The sequence below is a fragment of the Saccharomonospora cyanea NA-134 genome, assembly GCF_000244975.1.
Lineage (GTDB): Bacteria > Actinomycetota > Actinomycetes > Mycobacteriales > Pseudonocardiaceae > Saccharomonospora > Saccharomonospora cyanea.
In genome coordinates this window covers 4,339,180-4,354,107 of the sequence record NZ_CM001440.1, presented here as the reverse complement: position 1 = coordinate 4,354,107, position 14,928 = coordinate 4,339,180, and the positions used below count along the sequence as shown (strand labels likewise).

Here is a 14,928-nt window from a genome sequence, read left to right as displayed (position 1 = left end):
GGACCTTCCACACCGCGGTTCGGCCCCTGAGGGTAACCGCAACGTCACAGCGGGTCATCTTGTCGCCGTCGCGCCGTGTAGAACAACACGGCAGCCCCGGCGGCGACCATCAACGCGAACGCCGACCCACCGACGACGAGAGCCTGGACGGTCCCGTCGGCCGGAGCGGTCGGCGCGCTCTCGGGAGGTTGCTCCGTATCCGCAGGCTCCGCCATCGCGGGTTGTACCGCGCCCACCAGCAAAACCATCAACAGAGCCAGCGCCGACGCGAACGGCGCACGCCGGACGATGCGGATCATCACGCACTCCCCTCGGTGTTCCAGGCGATCTGGTACTCACCACGCCTAACGTTCGGCGTTCGCACGAGAGTTGCCCGAAACGGCGGGAATCACACGCTCGGGATCACCCCGTCGATCTCACCCGCGAGTGCGATGTCCTTCTCCGTGATGCCGCCATGGGAGTGGGTGCTGAGGCGGAAAGTCACCGTCCGCCAACGGATATCGATGTCCGGATGGTGGTTCGCCGACTCGGCGCGCTCGGCGACCCGGTTCACCACTTCGATCGCTTCGGGAAAGCCCGCCAGCTCGGCACTGCGCTCTATCGCGTCCCCCACGCGCCGCCATTCCGGCAGCCCGCGCAGGGCCTCGGCGATGCCTTGCTCACTCAGTAGCTCCGTCATGGGCTCATCCTGGTACGCCGCCGGGTACGCTGCACGCTGCCACGGGAGTCCGGCGCGCCGGGCTGAGAGGTGGGCACGCGGCCCACGACCGTCCGCACCTGATTCGGATCATGCCGACGCAGGAAGGTGTACAACGGTGTACAACGGCTTCCTGCGCGGCCACGGCGAGGAGGCTGAATGGGCCAGAGGTCGGGCCAGTGGTCAACGTCGATGCGCGCGACGATCGCGCTGCTCTCGGCCTGCGCACTGACGGCCGGGTGCACGGTCATCGGCGCTGAGGACGAACCGGCGACAGGGCCGGTGACGGTCACCCTGGTGACACACCAGTCGTGGGCCGTTCCCCAGGAGGTGGTGGACGCCTTCGAGCAGCGCGCAGGCGTCCGCATCGAGATCCGCAAGGAAGGCGACGCCGGGGAACTCACCAACAAACTCGTGCTCACCAAGGACAACCCCATCGCAGACGTCGCGTACGGCATCGACTCGACGTTCGCCTCCCGCGCACTCGACGAGGGTGTCTTCCAGCCGTACACCTCACCCGAGGCGGACCGGGGCCCGCAGCGCTACGCCGTCGACCCCCAGCAGCGGTTGTCGGCCGTGGACGTCGGTGACGTCTGCGTCAACATCGACACCGAGTGGTTCGCTTCCGAGGGCGTGCCCGAGCCGACCAGCCTCGACGACCTGACCGACCCGGAGTACAAGGACCTGTTCGTGGTGCCGAGTCCTGCCACGTCGTCGCCCGGACTGGCCTTCCTGTTCGCCACCGTGTCGACGTACGGCGAGGACGGCTGGCGCGACTACTGGCGTGACCTCGAGGAGAACGGGGTGAAGGTCGTCAGCGGCTGGACCGAGGCCTACACCCAGGACTTCTCCGGCTCGTCCGGCGAGGGTGACCGGCCGATCGTGCTGTCGTACGCATCGTCCCCCGCCGCTGAGGTCGCCGAGGACGGCACGCCGCGCACCAAGGCGTTGCTCGACACCTGCTACCGGCAGGTCGAGTACGCCGGTGTACTGGAGGGCACACGCCATCCGGACGAGGCGGGCAAGGTGATCGACTTCTTGCTGTCGCACGAGTTCCAGTCGACCGTCGCGAACAACATGTACGTCTACCCGACGCGGGAGGGTGTCGCTCTGCCCGAAGGGTGGGCGCAGGCCGCACCGCTGCCCCGCGAGCCCATCTCGCTGCCCGGTGAGCAGGTGCAGGCCAACCGAGAGCAGTGGATCGAGGAATGGCGCGGGCTGCTGGAGGGCTGACGTCCCTTCCCGGCGTGCGCCGGGCGGCGGCGGTCGGCGCGCTGGGTGTCCTGCCCGTCGCGTTCCTCGGGCTGTTCTTCGTCTGGCCGGTCGTGGCGATCATCCGCCTCGGGTTCACCGATGGCGGAGTCGCCGAGACCCTGGCCGAGGCGTCGACGTGGCGGCTCGCCGCCTTCACCGTGGTGCAGGCCCTGGGCGCCACCGCGGTCGCGCTGCTCGCCGGGTTCCCCCTGGCGTTCGTGTTCGCCAGGGTCAGGCTTCCCGGGATCGCGGTGGTGCGCACGCTCGTGCTGGTGCCGTTCGTGCTGCCGACCGTGGTCGTGGGGTTGGCGTTCCGGGCGCTGTGGCCCGACGGTGGCGTGCTCAGCATCATCGTCGCCAACGCGTTCTTCAACGTCGCCGTCGTCGCCCGCACCGTCGGTGGGCTGTGGGCGCACCTCGATCGGCGGGTCGAGGACGCGGCACGATCACTCGGCGCGTCGCGCTTCCGGGCGTTCCGCACGGTGACGTTGCCCGCTCTGCTGCCCGCGGTGTCGGCGTCCGCGGCCGTGGTGTTCCTGTTCTGCGCCACGAGTTTCGGTGTGGTGCTGATGCTGGGCGGCAACCGGTACCGCACCCTGGAGACCGAGATCTACCTGCGCACGGTGAACCTGCTGGATCTCTCCGGTGCGGCGGCGCTCTCGTTGGTGCAGCTCGCCGCTGTCGTCGCCGCACTGGCAGTCGGCGCGCTGGCTCGTCGCCGCAACGAGACGGCGGTACAGCTTCGCTCGGCGCGGCACTCGGCTCGCAGGCCCGAGGGTGGCGAGTGGGCAGTGGTGGCCGTCGCCCTGGGGGTGCTCGGGTTGCTGCTGACCCCCATCGTCGCGCTGCTCGTGCGCTCGGTGTCGGGACGGCACGGCTGGACCCTCGACGGTTACCGAGCGCTCTCCGGGGTCGGGCAGGACGGCGCGTTGAACGTCACCGGATGGGACGCTGCGCTGAACTCGCTACGCACCGCGTCCGACGCCACGATGCTCGCACTCGTGGTGGGAGTGCTGGCGGCCGTCACGGTCGTGGTGCTGCGCCGCTCGCCGAGCCGGGCCGCGAGGACGGCGGGAGAAGTCACGGACGCCGCGTTGATGCTGCCGCTCGGGGTATCGGCGGTGACCGTCGGGTTCGGCTACTTGGTGACGCTGGGCGACCTGCCGTGGGACCTTCGTACGTCGCCGCTGCTGGTTCCGTTCGCTCAAGCCCTGGTGATCATCCCCATGGTGGTGCGGCTGATCCTGCCGGTGCTGCGTTCGGTGGACGAGCGGTTGCGGCAGGCCGCGGCGACCCTGGGCGCGAGCCCGACGCGGGTGTGGCGAGAGGTGGATCTTCCCCTCGTCGCACGGTCGTTGGTCGCGGCAGCGGCGTTCGGGTATGTCGTCGCGCTCGGGGAGTTCGGTGCGACCAGTTTCCTCGCCCGGCCCGACGCGCCCACCCTGCCGGTCGCCGTCGCGGACCTGATCAACCGGCCCGGGGACCTGAACCACCTGATGGCGTACGCGGGCTGTGTTTTGCTCATGGTGGTGACAGTGATCGTCGCGGCTTTGATCGAGAGCGTGCGTGCGCCACACGCGCGACTGGGAGAGTTCTGATGTTGACGGTCACCGGTGTTTCGGTTCGTTACGGCGACGTGGAGGCGGTGCGTGACGCCGACCTCGAGATCGCGGACGGCGAGGTGCTGGCGTTGCTCGGCCCCTCGGGCTCGGGCAAGTCGACGCTACTGCGGACGATCGCGGGACTGGAGCCCGCCGCCACCGGCCGGGTGTGCTGGGACGGTGACGACCTCTCCGGGGTGCCTGTCCACCGCCGGAACTTCGGGCTGGTGTTCCAGGACGGCCAGCTCTTCCCGCACCGTGACGTGGCGGGCAACATCGCGTTCGGCCTGCGGATGCGGGGCATGGACCGGGCGGCCCGGGACGAACGGGTTCGCGCTCTGCTCGACCTCGTCGGTCTCGCCGGGTACGAGCGGCGCAAGATCACTGCGCTTTCCGGCGGGGAGGCTCAGCGGGTGGCGCTCGCGAGGGCGTTGGCGCCGCAGCCTCGGTTGCTGCTGCTCGACGAACCGTTGTCCGGCCTCGACGCGGAACTGCGCGAACAGCTTGCGATCGAGGTGACCGAGTTGTTGCGGCGGACGAAGACGACGACGCTCCTCGTCACGCACGACCAGGAGGAGGCGTTCACCCTCGCCGACCGGATCGCGGTGCTCGACGACGGCGTGATCCGGCAGGTCGGTGATGTCCTCGACGTGTGGCGCAGGCCCGTCGACGAGAGGATCGCGCGGTTCCTCGGTGTGGCGACGTTCTTGCGTGGCCGGACAGAGCGTGGCCGACTTCGGTGCGCGCTGGGCGAGGTGTCACTGCCCTGGGCGGGGACCGGTGATGTGCTGGTGGGCCTGCGGCCCAACGCGGTGCGGGCTGTGGAGCTCGACCGGGCCTCGGGCACCACTCACCCCGCCGACGGGCTGCGCGCCGAAGTGCTTTCCCGCGTGCATCGGCGTGATCACGTCCGGTTGTCGGTGCGCCCGGACGGCGATGCACCGCACGTGGCGGCGGTCGCGGCGATGACCAGCAGGGCGGTACCCGGCGACCAGGTGGTGTTGACCTTGGACGCGGACGGCATCGCCACCGTGGGGCTGTGACGCGACAGTCGGCAGTCGGGGAGTTCAGCTGTCCTTGGTGAGGATGCGAGCTGCCGCCAGCGACATCGCGATCGCGATGTAGCAACCCGCGCGGACGACTCCTTCTCCGAGCGCGTCGAGAGGCATCGGGTCGCGCAGGACGTCGACCACGTAGTCCCAGGACGTGTTCAGCAGGAACGGATGCAGCCACGAGAGTGCGTCGAACACGCTGAGTAACGAGAACAGCAGCACGCCACCGAGCACCGAGACCAGCACGACCAGTGGGTGTTCGGTCATGGTGGAGATCGCCAGTGCGACGGCTCCCACAGCCCACAGTTGCACCGCGACCCACGCCGCGGCGAGCAGTACCCGCCCCAGCGCCTCCGGTAGTGACACCGTGGTGCCCGACATCGTGAACAGAGCATCGGTGCCGTTGCTGACCAACCCGGTGACGATGCCGCTCAGCGCCATGATCAGGGCTGCGGAGGAGGTGAGTGCGGCAACGCCGACAGCCTTGACGAGCAGCACGCGACCTCGGCTCACCGGTGCCAGCAGCAGACCGCGCAAAGTGCCGTGAGTCTGTTCACCGGCGATGGCGTCCGCGCCGGACATCGCCGCGGCGAGTGGCAACATGAGGTTCACTGACAGGACCAGCGCGGCGATCGGCAACACGAGCGCGTTGCCTGCGGCCGTGGACATCAGCGCACTGTTCTCGCCGTCGCCGTCAGGGCCTCCCACCGGCGCGTCGACCACAGCCAGAGCAATGCCCATGATCACCGGGATCGCGCCGAGCAGCGCGAGTATCACCAGGGTCCGCGGCCTGCGGAAGATCAGGGAGATCTCCGAGCGGAGCAGCCTTCTCAACCGGACGCGGTCCCTCGGGACCGGCTCGGTCGTCCACAGTGGTCCTGATGCCGCCGAGACAGGCCCGGCAGCCTTTCGTCGCGCCCCGCTGACGTCGGTCACGGTCGTTCCTCCTGCTCCTCGCCCTGGGTCAGCCGGGCGAAAAGATCTTCGAGACCGGTCCGGTCCTTGTGGACCTCGTACACCGGAACATCGGCGTGCACGAGGGCCGCGACCACCTCGGGCGCGGTTGTGGTGCTCACGTCGACGCGTACCCCGCCGGGCACCGGCCGCGCGGCGATTCGGGCTTGCCGCAAGGTTTGCAGCGCTCGGTCGGAGTCGGGTGTGGACACGATGACCGCAGGGGTGCCCGAGTCGAGTAGCTCGGCCAGTTCGCCCTGCGCCACCACCGTGCCGTGATTGAGGACGGCCACGTGGGTGCACGTGGCTTCCACTTCGGCGAGCAGGTGCGAGGACACCAGCACGGTGACACCTTCCGCATGCAGTTCCGCGATCAGCGCTCTCACGTCGCGCGTGCCGGCGGGATCGAGCCCGTTCGTCGGTTCGTCGAGCATGACGAGCTTGCGCGGGGCCAGCAGGACTCCTGCGAGGCCGAGTCGTTGTTTCATACCGAGCGAGTAGCCGCGATAGCGTCGGCCGGCGGCGTTGGACAGCCCGACGCGTTCCAGTGCCGAGCGCACGGCGTGCGGGATGTCCTGCCGGGCGAGGCGTGGTTCGGCCGCCGCCAGGCGCAGGAGGTTGTCGCGTCCCGACAGGAACGGATGGAAGCCGGGCCCCTCCACGAGAGCACCCACATCCGGCAACGCTCGCTCGATCTCGTCCGGAACGGCTCGGCCCAGCACTGTCGCGGTGCCCTCCGTCGGCCTGACGAGGCCGAGCAACATCCGGATCGTCGTGGTCTTGCCGGAGCCGTTCGGTCCCAGCATCCCGAGCACGGCCCCTTCGGGAATGTCGAGGTCGACGTGCTCGACGGCGACCGTCTGCCCGTAGACCTTGCGCAGTCCCCGGGCGGACGCCGCGATCGACCCGGTGATGGCCGGGGGCGCCTCCGGCGGGTGACCGAAGGCGCCCACGCTGTCGGCGGTGGTCACCGGCCGTCCCTCGTCAACGCGTCGGCCAGCACCTGCTCGGGCACAGCTCCGACGGCGATCCTGCCGTCGTCGGTGAGCAACGCGGTGGCGGCTCGGGTCTTCACGAGGTATCCCGACCCGTAGTCGCCGTTGACCCGAGTGCCGATGTTCGACAGCAACTCGCCGGCCTCCTCGCCGTCCGACTTCCTCACGGCGTCGGACATCCGCGCCACCATGACGCTGTCCCAGCCGTCGCCCACCACGCGGAGGTCGTCGACGGGTGCCTGTGCGCGGTCGTCATGAGGTGGGCTGATCTCGGTGACTTCCGCGCTCTCAGGTGGAGTGAAGGTGAACAGGTCGGCGGGTTGCTCACCGAAGTCGATTTCGCTGAACCCCAGTGAGAACACGGGCTCCGTGTCACCGTGCGTGAACACCGATACCCGCAGCGGCATCCGGGTCTCGGCGTCGACGGCGATCCGAGTCTCCCGCAGCAGCGTCTTCTCGGTGGGTTTCGGCGTGAGCACGAGCTCGTACGCGGCGCGGTCGGCCACCGTCGCGGTGCCGTCCACGGTGACAGTGCTCGTCTCCCGCGCGAACTCCAGCGACTTCTGAGCTGCGGTGGCTGGGTCGGTGGGAGTGTCGTGCATCCCCGGCGACGCGGCTGCGGCGTCGGGCAGGTGCAGACGTGAGGCGCTGTTCCGGCCCGAGTCGTAGCTCCAGACCTGCGTGCCGTCGGCGACGACGGTGTGTTCGCCGCCGCGTAGTTCGAGCGCGAGCCGAGCGCGTCCTTCACCGTCGTAGTACACGCGCCCGGAATCGGCGGCGAGGGCCGAGGACCGGCCGAGCTGGGGGATGCCGAGCTCGTTGTCCACCGTGATGGTGCCCGACAGCGCGGGCGGCTCCGCCCGAAGCACGGACTCGACAAGGCTCTGTGGCTCCACGTCCGGAAGCTCGGGTGCCTCCCCCGCTCCGGCGGGGACCGCGAGCAGCCCCAGGCCCACCGCTCCCAGCGTGGTGCCCGACACCGCGATCACCGCTGCTCTTCTCCTCGGATTGACGGGTCTCACGTCGTCTCCTCCCGGTCCGATTCCAGTGTGCCGTCATCGACGCTTCCCACGCTGGCCCATCTCTGCTGAGACTGCCCTGAGAGCGCGCCCCACGCTGAGACACCGCTGAGAAAGCCCGCCGGGAAGCCGCCCGAACCGGCATCCTGGACGGGTGAGGCCTCGGGTACTGGTCGTCGACGACGAAGCGGGGATGCGCAAGGCCCTGCAACGTGGGCTGACGGCCGAAGGGATGGACGTCGTGACGGCCGCCGACGGTCCGGCGGGATTGCGGCTGGCGCGGACACAGGCGTTCGACGTGCTGTTGCTGGACATCATGCTGCCCGGCCTTTCCGGGTACCGCGTGCTCCAGCAGCTGAGGGCAGAGGGGATCGGCACACCGGTACTGCTCGTGTCGGCGAAGGACGGTGAGATCGACCAGGCCGACGGCCTGGACCTGGGGGCCGACGGCTACGTCGTCAAACCGTTCTCCTTCGTGGTGCTGGTCGCGCAGGTCCGGGCCGTGCTGCGCCGGTCGTCACGTGACGCCCGCGGCCCGTTGAGGATCGGAGGACTCACCGTCGACCCCGCCACCCGCGAGGTGCGTTGGCACGACGAGCCGGTGTCGCTGTCGCCGAGGGAGTTCTTCCTGCTGGAGACTCTCACCAGGCGGGCGGGCACGGTGGTGCCGAAGGAGGACCTCCTGCGGGAGGTGTGGGGCGTGGAGCAGGCCGTCACGCGCAACGTCGTCGAGGTCTATGTCGGGTACGTGAGGCGGAAACTGGAGGCCGTGGGCGCGAGGTCCTTCGTCAGGACCGTCCGCGGGCACGGCTACGTCGTGTCGGTACCCGAGTCCGACCCCGTGGCTTCCGGACGAACGTGATCGACGCCGTCCGCCGCTCATGGCGTCGCCGTGGCCTGCGGTTCCGGATCACGCTCATCGTCACCGTGGGCACGCTGGTACCGCTGTTCGGTCTGGCGCTGTTGGCGGGCAAGACACTGGGGCCGCTGCTGGTCGGGTCCGTGGACGGTGAACTGCATGCGGTGTCGGTGAGGGCCGAGGCCGCTGTGGCCGAAGGACGGATGCCGTACGAGGTGCCCGGCATCGAGGTGCGGGTGCTCGACACGGCGGGCTCACCCGCCGACGGCGACGACCCGCCCCCGCTGGACGGCGAGGACGTCGCCGCGCTCAAGGCGGGAGTCCCCGTCCGGGTCGAGGGCCGGGACGAGGTGCCGCCGTGGCGGTGGCGCGGGTCCGTGGTCACGGCTCCGGACGGCGCGCAACGCCTCGTCGCGGTGGGGGCACCCCTCGTGGGCAAGGCGACCTCGGTGGAGGACGGTGCGCAGTGGCTCCTCGTCGCAGCAGGGGTCGGCGCACTGGTCGCCACGGGCGCCACGTGGGCTGGTGTTCGAGCCGCACTGCGTCCGGTCACGCGGATGCGAAGCGCGGTGCGGCGGCTCCCACCGGGGACGCGGTTGCCCCTGCCCTCGGCCGATGACGAGCTTCGGAGGCTCGCCGCGGACTTCAACGCGCTGTTGGCGCGGCAGGAGGAGGCGGCGGAGCGCCTCCGCCGGTTCACGGGTGACGCCGCGCACGAACTCCGTTCGCCGGTCGCGACCATCCGGGTGCAGGCCGAGGTGGCCGTCACCAACCCGGACCCGGAGCTGGCACACGAGACGCTGCGCGACGTGCTCGACGAGGCGGAGCGTCTCACGGTGCTGCTCGACAACCTGCTCGCGCTCGCGCGTTCGGACGCAGGGGAACTGCCGAGGGCGGAGCCGGTGGAACTGACGAGGATGGTCCGCGACGTTGTGGCCAGAGCGAGCCCGAGCGGACCTCGGGTGAGGGTGAGTGCCGTGGCAGGACAGGCGTGGGCGTCGGCCAACCACGCCGAGGTGGAACTCGTGCTCGACAACCTGCTGCGCAACGCGTGCGCCCACGCCGCGAGCGAGGTGGTGGTCTCTGTGCTCACCTCGCGGTCGCACGCCCGGGTGGTGGTGGACGACGACGGCCCCGGAGTACCGGCGGAGCACCGGGCGCGGGTGTTCGACCGGTTCTACCGCGTCGCCGACGACCGCGCCCGCACCTCGGGCGGCACCGGACTGGGGTTGGCGATGGTGGCGGAACTGCTGCGCAGGCGGGGTGGGCGGGTCGCTGTGGGGGAGTCACCGGACGGTGGTGCGAGGTTCGAGGTGACGTGGCGTCGCCATCCCGGGTAGCTTGTGCGTTTTGTGACGACAGACGAGACAACCGGCAGGACGGTGGCGACCGTCGTCGTGGGCGCGGCCGTGGTGCGTGACGGATGTTTGCTCGTCCAGCAGCGGGCGTTCCCCGTGGAGGTCGCGGGTCGTTGGGAGCTTCCGGGCGGGCGGGTCGAGCCCGGGGAGTCGGACGTCGATGCTGTGCGCCGCGAGTGCGTGGAAGAGCTCGGGGTCGACGTCGTCGTGGGCGGTCGAGTGGGAGCCGACGTTCCGCTCCCGAACGGCATGGTCTTGCGTGTCTACTCCGCGACCCTGCGAGAGACAGGGGCCGAGCCTCGTGCCGTGGAGCATCGGGCTCTGCGCTGGGTGTCCGCTGCCGAGGTGAGCGAGCTCGACTGGCTTCCTGCCGATCGGGCACTGGTGCCCGCCCTGCTGGCTCTGGTGTGAGCGGCCGTGCGGCATCGAATGCTGTGACATGCGTCTCACCGGCCTACCGTGGGGGTATGTACGTCGTTCTGCTGACCTACACGGCGCCGCCTCCCGAGATCGACTACGCGCTGCCCGACCACGCCGAATGGCTTACGAGGCAGTACGAGCACGGGCGTCTGATCGCATCGGGACGCAGAGCCGACCACCGTGGTGAAGTGCTGCTGACCAGGTCGATGTCGGTGGGCAAGCTGGAGGCCACGCTGGCGGGCGACCCGCTGTTGTTGCGGCATCTCGCACACCACGAGGTGATCGAGTTCTCGGCAACGCGCACGGGCCCTGAACTGCGTGCCGTCAACGAGGCGCTGGCTCACTGAGCCGACCGGCCGGTCCGGGGCCCGCCTCGCTGTGGCCTGGGGCTGCCAGTCTTCTCGGCCTGAGCGCTCGACCAGGCACTTCTCGTGGTCGGCGGCGAGGTGACGCGCTTCTTTCCTGCTCTTTCCCACGTGTGCTCGCCTCCCCGAGAGCCTGCGGACCGCCGCCGTCGAGCGTCCGGGGTTGCCCGCACTGGGCGCCCGCGCGTCAGGCCGGGTGTGTTTCTCGACGGAAGGTGGCCCGGATCACGGGCAGAGCAGCGACTATGCTGGTAGTCGACCACGCCGGGGCCGCCGAGTCCGTTGGTCGACCATCATTCTTCTTCACCAGGGAGCCTCCGCGTGCCCACAGCCGCTGCCCAGAAAGTCCGCACCGACCTCCGCAACGTCGCCATCGTCGCGCACGTCGACCACGGCAAGACGACTCTGGTCGACGCCATGCTGCGGCAGTCCGGTGCCTTCGCCGAACGTTCCGAACCAGTCGAGCGAGTCATGGACTCCGGCGAGTTGGAGCGTGAGAAGGGCATCACCATCCTCGCGAAGAACACCGCCATCCACCGCAGCACGCCGAACGGCACCGTCACCATCAACGTCATCGACACGCCCGGGCACGCCGACTTCGGTGGCGAGGTCGAACGCGGTCTGGCCATGGTCGACGGCGTGGTGCTGCTCGTGGACGCCAGCGAGGGCCCGCTGCCGCAGACCCGCTTCGTGCTCCGCAAGGCGCTCGCCGCGCGGTTGCCCGTGATCCTCGTGGTCAACAAGGTCGACCGTTCCGACGCCCGCATCGCGGAGGTCGTCGAGGAGACCCACGACCTGCTGCTGGAACTCGCCGGTGAGATCGAGGGCATGGATGACGACGCGCTCGACGCCGTACTGTCGATGCCGGTCGTCTACGCCGCCGCGCGCGCAGGCGTCGCCAGCCTCGAACGCCCGGCCGACGGGCAGTTGCCCGACGCCGAGAACCTCGACGCCCTGTTCGACGTGCTGCTCGAGCGTGTTCCGGCTCCGCAGGTCGATCCGGACGCCCCGCTGCGGGCGCTGGTCACCAACCTCGACGCGTCCAGCTTCCTCGGCCGTATCGCCCTCATCCGCATCCACGCGGGCAGCCTGCGCAAGGGGCAGACGGTGGCCTGGCTGCGTGAGGACGGCTCGGCTCAGAAGGTGCGCATCTCGGAACTGCTGGTCACCGAGGCGCTGACCCGCGTGCCCGCGGACGAGGCGAGTGCGGGCGACCTGGTGGCCATCGCCGGCATCCCGGACATCACCATCGGGGACACGCTCGCCGATCCCGAGCACCCGGAGGCGTTGCCGCGTATCACGGTGGACGAGCCCGCCATCTCGATGACGTTCGGTGTCAACACCTCACCGCTCGCGGGACGAGGCGGCGGTGACAAGCTCACCGCGCGGCTGCTCAAGGCAAGGCTCGATGCCGAGTTGATCGGCAACGTCAGCATCCGCGTCCTTCCCACCGAGCGGCCGGACACCTGGGAGGTCCAGGGGCGTGGCGAACTGGCTCTGGCCATCCTCGTCGAGACCATGCGTCGGGAAGGTTTCGAGCTGACCGTCGGCAAGCCGCAGGTCGTCACCCGCACCATCGACGGCACGCTGCACGAACCCTTCGAGCGTCTCTACGTCGACGCGCCCGAGGAGCACCTCGGCGCCATCACACAGTTGCTGGCAGGGCGCAAGGGCCGCATGGAGAACATGGACGGCCACGGCACGGGCCGGATCAAGCTGGAGTACGTGCTCCCGTCGCGGGGGCTGATCGGGTTCCGCACCGACTTCCTCACCGAGACACGAGGCACGGGCATCGCGAACCACATCTTCGAGGGCTACTTCCCGTGGGCGGGGGAGATCCGCACACGGCACAGCGGTTCGCTGGTGGCCGACCGCTCCGGCCCCGTCACCACGTACGCGTTGCTGCAACTGGCCGACCGGGGCACGTTCTTCGTCGAGCCGGGCTCCGAGGTCTACGAGGGCATGGTCGTCGGCGAGAACCCGAGGGCTGAGGACCTCGACATCAACGCGACGAAGGAGAAGAAGCTCACCAACATGCGTTCGTCTACCGCCGACGAGCTGGAACGCCTCGCCCGTCCGCGCACGCTCAACCTGGAGGAGGCGCTGGAGTTCTGCTCGGCCGACGAATGCGTCGAGGTCACCCCGAAGGCGATACGGGTGCGCAAGGTCGTCCTGGACGCCACGCAGCGAGCCAAGGAGCGCTCCAGGGCCCGCAGCCGCGACCGCAACGCCTGACTCGCTTCCACCCGCACCGCCCTTGACGCGGGGCCTACGCGTACTTGAGACACTGGGGGAACCACACGGTAGGCCCGTGCGTCAGCCACACAGGGATCGGGGACAGGCGAACCGGTCGGCGACTTACGTCGCCCCACCGGCCGCCGCTGGGGTCACGGCACCGTCGGCGTGCCCGGGGTGGACAAGTGTCGAGCGAGCAGGAGGGGCTGCGGCGTGCGAGCGGACGGTGGCAGGGCTTGGCCGTGGAAGGCCGTGCTGGTGCTGGTGCTCGTCGGCGCCTTGTGCGCGTGCTCGAACACCCCGCCGCCACCCGTGGTGAGCTCGTCCGCCTCCTCGCCTCCGCCGGTCACCGAGACTCCGTCCCAGATCGTGGCGGCGGTGGACGACATCGTGGGCGGCTACAACCCTCACACCCTCGCCGACGCGTCGACCGTGACCACGGCGCTGTCACAGTTGTTGCTGCCGTCCGTCTTCCGGACGGATGCCGAGGGCGAGCCTCGACTCGACGACAGTCTCATGACGTCTGCCGAGGTGACGAGTGAGGACCCGTTCACGGTCGAGTACCGCATCCGGCCCGAGGCGTCGTGGTCCGACGGGGCACCCATCGCGGTGGAGGACTTCTCCTACCTCGCCGAGGCGATGAGATCCCAGCCCGGCGTGGCCAACTCCGCGGGATACGAGTTGATCTCCTCGATCGAGCCTGGCGAGGGAGGGAAGCTCGTCAGGGTCATCTTCACCGAGCCGTATCCCGGATGGAAGACGTTGTTCTCCAACCTGCTTCCCGCCCACGTTCTCAAGGACGCGCCGGGGGGCTGGCAGTCGGCCCTGGCCGACAGTTTCCCCGCGTACGGTGGCCCGTTCGCGATCAAGACGATCGACACGGCCAGGGGCGAGATCGTGCTCGAACGCAACGAGCGCTACTGGGAGAAGCCCGCGGCCGTGGACCGCATCGTGCTCCAGCGCGCGGACGGCCCGGGCATGGTTTCGGCGTTGCGCAGCGGCAGTGCCCAGTTCGTCCTCGGCGGAGTCAACGGCAACACGCGGGATCTCCTCTCCGACCTCGGCGACGAGGTGGGCCTGCACTCCGTGGCGCAGCCGTACGTGGTGGACGTGGTGTTGCGCCCGGTCGGGCCCGCGCTGGCCGACGACAAGGTGCGGGAGGCCGTCGCGGCGCTGATCGATCGCAACGCTCTCATTGACGAGGGCGCACAGGGCGGTGACTCGGCGAAGTTGCGTGCCAGTGCGCAGGTACTGCCGCCGTCCGCTCCGGAGTACGCGCACACCATCCCCGGCGCCGGGCCGCCGTTGGAGCGGAACACCAAGCGGGCCTACAAGTTGCTCGCCGAGGCAGGCTACGAGCGTGAGGCAGGCAGTTGGGTCGACGAGGACGGCCGGACACTGTCGCTCGTCGTGGCGTCGCCGGGACAGAAACAGCCGTACCAGCGCATCGCCCAGGCTCTGAGCGAGCAGCTCATCGCCGAGGGAATCGACGTCACGCCGGTTCAGCCTCCGTCCAGGGAGCTGTTCGGTTCGGCCCTGGCCGCACCCGTCGACCTCGACGGTGGCTCCGCGGGTGAGCCGACTCCGGTGAACGGGCAGGTCGGCATCGACATCGCCGTGATCCCGAGGGCGATCAGTGCCGACCCGGCCACCACGGCGGCCTCGTGGTTCGGTTGCGCCACCGACATGGGTGGCGACACGGCCGGTGAGGATGCCGAGGGTGACGAGGGCGCCGGGTCTTCGACGTCGCAGACTTCGTCGCCGACGTCGAAGGCGGCGAGCACGTCGGACACTTCGCCCAAAACCTCCACCACCGCCACCACCACGACGGATGCCGACTCGGACGCCGGTCTGGTGACGCCCGCCAATCCCGCCGGGTTCTGCGATCCCGAACTGCAGTCCGCGCTCGACGCCGCGTTGACGGGGGAAGCGCCGCTGAAGCAGAGTCTCGCCGAGGTGGAGCCCGAGGTCTGGGACCAGAGCGTCTCCATCCCGCTGTTCCAGCTCGCCGACACCCTGGCCCTGGGGTCCGGGGTGTCCGGGGTGACGCCGGGGCCGTCCCTCGTGGGTCCCTTCTCGGCCGCCGTCAACTGGACGCGAGCGCCTCGCTGACGACCGG

The 14,928-nt window shown here is 69.8% G+C and carries 14 protein-coding genes and 1 riboswitch; of the genes, 9 read left to right on the top strand and 5 right to left on the bottom strand.

The annotated features are described in order from the left end of the window. Positions 1-44 precede the first annotated feature (44 nt). Together SACCYDRAFT_RS20275 and SACCYDRAFT_RS20270 are read right to left on the bottom strand one after the other, a co-directional pair. A complete protein-coding gene (locus tag SACCYDRAFT_RS20275) occupies positions 45-299 on the bottom strand; it encodes a hypothetical protein (RefSeq protein WP_005459011.1) in 255 nt (84 codons plus the stop codon). Positions 300-388: 89 nt separating this feature from the next. Further along, a complete protein-coding gene (locus tag SACCYDRAFT_RS20270; RefSeq protein WP_005459009.1) occupies positions 389-679 on the bottom strand; it encodes a 4a-hydroxytetrahydrobiopterin dehydratase in 291 nt (96 codons plus the stop codon). Positions 680-710: 31 nt separating this feature from the next. Further along, positions 711-821, top strand: a riboswitch (TPP riboswitch). Between the two features lie 35 nt (positions 822-856). Here SACCYDRAFT_RS20270 and SACCYDRAFT_RS20265 point away from each other — a divergent pair. Genes SACCYDRAFT_RS20265 through SACCYDRAFT_RS20255 form a run of 3 tightly spaced genes read left to right on the top strand, consistent with a single transcriptional unit; the run spans position 857 to position 4,595 of the window. Beyond that, positions 857-1,930, top strand: coding sequence for a thiamine ABC transporter substrate-binding protein (locus SACCYDRAFT_RS20265; protein WP_005459008.1), 1,074 nt, complete (start codon positions 857-859; stop codon positions 1,928-1,930). Beyond that, positions 1,906-3,549: an ABC transporter permease gene (locus SACCYDRAFT_RS20260; RefSeq protein WP_005459006.1), complete on the top strand. Its 1,644-nt coding sequence runs from the start codon at positions 1,906-1,908 to the stop codon at positions 3,547-3,549. Before SACCYDRAFT_RS20265 ends, SACCYDRAFT_RS20260 begins: the two co-directional genes overlap by 25 nt. Then, on the top strand, positions 3,549-4,595 hold the full coding sequence (locus SACCYDRAFT_RS20255) for an ABC transporter ATP-binding protein (protein WP_005459004.1): 1,047 nt from the start codon (positions 3,549-3,551) through the stop codon (positions 4,593-4,595). The genes SACCYDRAFT_RS20260 and SACCYDRAFT_RS20255 overlap by 1 nt, the downstream gene beginning before the upstream one ends. 24 nt (positions 4,596-4,619) lie before the next feature. Here the strand turns inward: SACCYDRAFT_RS20255 and SACCYDRAFT_RS20250 are convergent, their stop codons facing one another. The 3 genes from SACCYDRAFT_RS20250 to SACCYDRAFT_RS20240 all read right to left on the bottom strand — a co-directional run bounded on the left by SACCYDRAFT_RS20250 (position 4,620) and on the right by SACCYDRAFT_RS20240 (position 7,575). Continuing rightward, positions 4,620-5,438: an ABC transporter permease gene (locus tag SACCYDRAFT_RS20250; RefSeq protein ID WP_332306957.1), complete on the bottom strand. Its 819-nt coding sequence runs from the start codon at positions 5,436-5,438 to the stop codon at positions 4,620-4,622. A gap of 98 nt (positions 5,439-5,536) precedes the next feature. Then, complete coding sequence (locus SACCYDRAFT_RS20245; protein WP_005459001.1) at positions 5,537-6,529, bottom strand: ABC transporter ATP-binding protein; 993 nt, start codon at positions 6,527-6,529, stop codon at positions 5,537-5,539. Continuing rightward, entirely contained in the window at positions 6,526-7,575 is a 1,050-nt protein-coding gene (locus SACCYDRAFT_RS20240) for a LolA family protein (RefSeq protein WP_043536728.1), read from the bottom strand. Before SACCYDRAFT_RS20240 ends, SACCYDRAFT_RS20245 begins: the two co-directional genes overlap by 4 nt. 151 nt (positions 7,576-7,726) lie before the next feature. Here SACCYDRAFT_RS20240 and SACCYDRAFT_RS20235 point away from each other — a divergent pair, with 151 nt between their 5' ends. The 6 genes from SACCYDRAFT_RS20235 (at position 7,727) to SACCYDRAFT_RS20210 (ending at position 14,921) form a co-directional block, all read left to right on the top strand. Continuing rightward, positions 7,727-8,434: a response regulator transcription factor gene (locus SACCYDRAFT_RS20235; RefSeq protein ID WP_005458998.1), complete on the top strand. Its 708-nt coding sequence runs from the start codon at positions 7,727-7,729 to the stop codon at positions 8,432-8,434. Continuing rightward, complete coding sequence (locus tag SACCYDRAFT_RS20230; RefSeq protein WP_005458996.1) at positions 8,431-9,771, top strand: sensor histidine kinase; 1,341 nt, start codon at positions 8,431-8,433, stop codon at positions 9,769-9,771. Before SACCYDRAFT_RS20235 ends, SACCYDRAFT_RS20230 begins: the two co-directional genes overlap by 4 nt. A 12-nt stretch (positions 9,772-9,783) precedes the next feature. Next, a complete protein-coding gene (locus SACCYDRAFT_RS20225; RefSeq protein ID WP_083844779.1) occupies positions 9,784-10,200 on the top strand; it encodes an NUDIX domain-containing protein in 417 nt (138 codons plus the stop codon). 56 nt (positions 10,201-10,256) lie between these two features. Next, complete coding sequence (locus tag SACCYDRAFT_RS20220) at positions 10,257-10,556, top strand: YciI family protein (protein WP_005458993.1); 300 nt, start codon at positions 10,257-10,259, stop codon at positions 10,554-10,556. A gap of 339 nt (positions 10,557-10,895) precedes the next feature. After that, on the top strand, positions 10,896-12,809 hold the full coding sequence (gene typA, locus SACCYDRAFT_RS20215) for a translational GTPase TypA (protein WP_005458991.1): 1,914 nt from the start codon (positions 10,896-10,898) through the stop codon (positions 12,807-12,809). A gap of 213 nt (positions 12,810-13,022) precedes the next feature. Beyond that, positions 13,023-14,921 carry an ABC transporter family substrate-binding protein gene (locus tag SACCYDRAFT_RS20210; protein WP_005458990.1) on the top strand — a complete coding sequence of 633 codons (1,899 nt, stop codon included), beginning with the start codon at positions 13,023-13,025 and terminating at the stop codon, positions 14,919-14,921. Positions 14,922-14,928 lie beyond the last annotated feature (7 nt).

What these genes read in the sequence shown, in the direction of transcription:
- SACCYDRAFT_RS20275 (WP_005459011.1), bottom strand. Translation starts at nt 299, where the DNA reads ATGATCCGCATCGTCCGGCGTGCGCCGTTCGCGTCGGCGCTGGCTCTG.
- SACCYDRAFT_RS20270 (WP_005459009.1), bottom strand. Translation starts at nt 679, where the DNA reads ATGACGGAGCTACTGAGTGAGCAAGGCATCGCCGAGGCCCTGCGCGGG.
- SACCYDRAFT_RS20265 (WP_005459008.1), top strand. Translation starts at nt 857, where the DNA reads ATGGGCCAGAGGTCGGGCCAGTGGTCAACGTCGATGCGCGCGACGATC.
- SACCYDRAFT_RS20260 (WP_005459006.1), top strand. Translation starts at nt 1,906, where the DNA reads ATGGCGCGGGCTGCTGGAGGGCTGACGTCCCTTCCCGGCGTGCGCCGG.
- SACCYDRAFT_RS20255 (WP_005459004.1), top strand. Translation starts at nt 3,549, where the DNA reads ATGTTGACGGTCACCGGTGTTTCGGTTCGTTACGGCGACGTGGAGGCG.
- SACCYDRAFT_RS20220 (WP_005458993.1), top strand. Translation starts at nt 10,257, where the DNA reads ATGTACGTCGTTCTGCTGACCTACACGGCGCCGCCTCCCGAGATCGAC.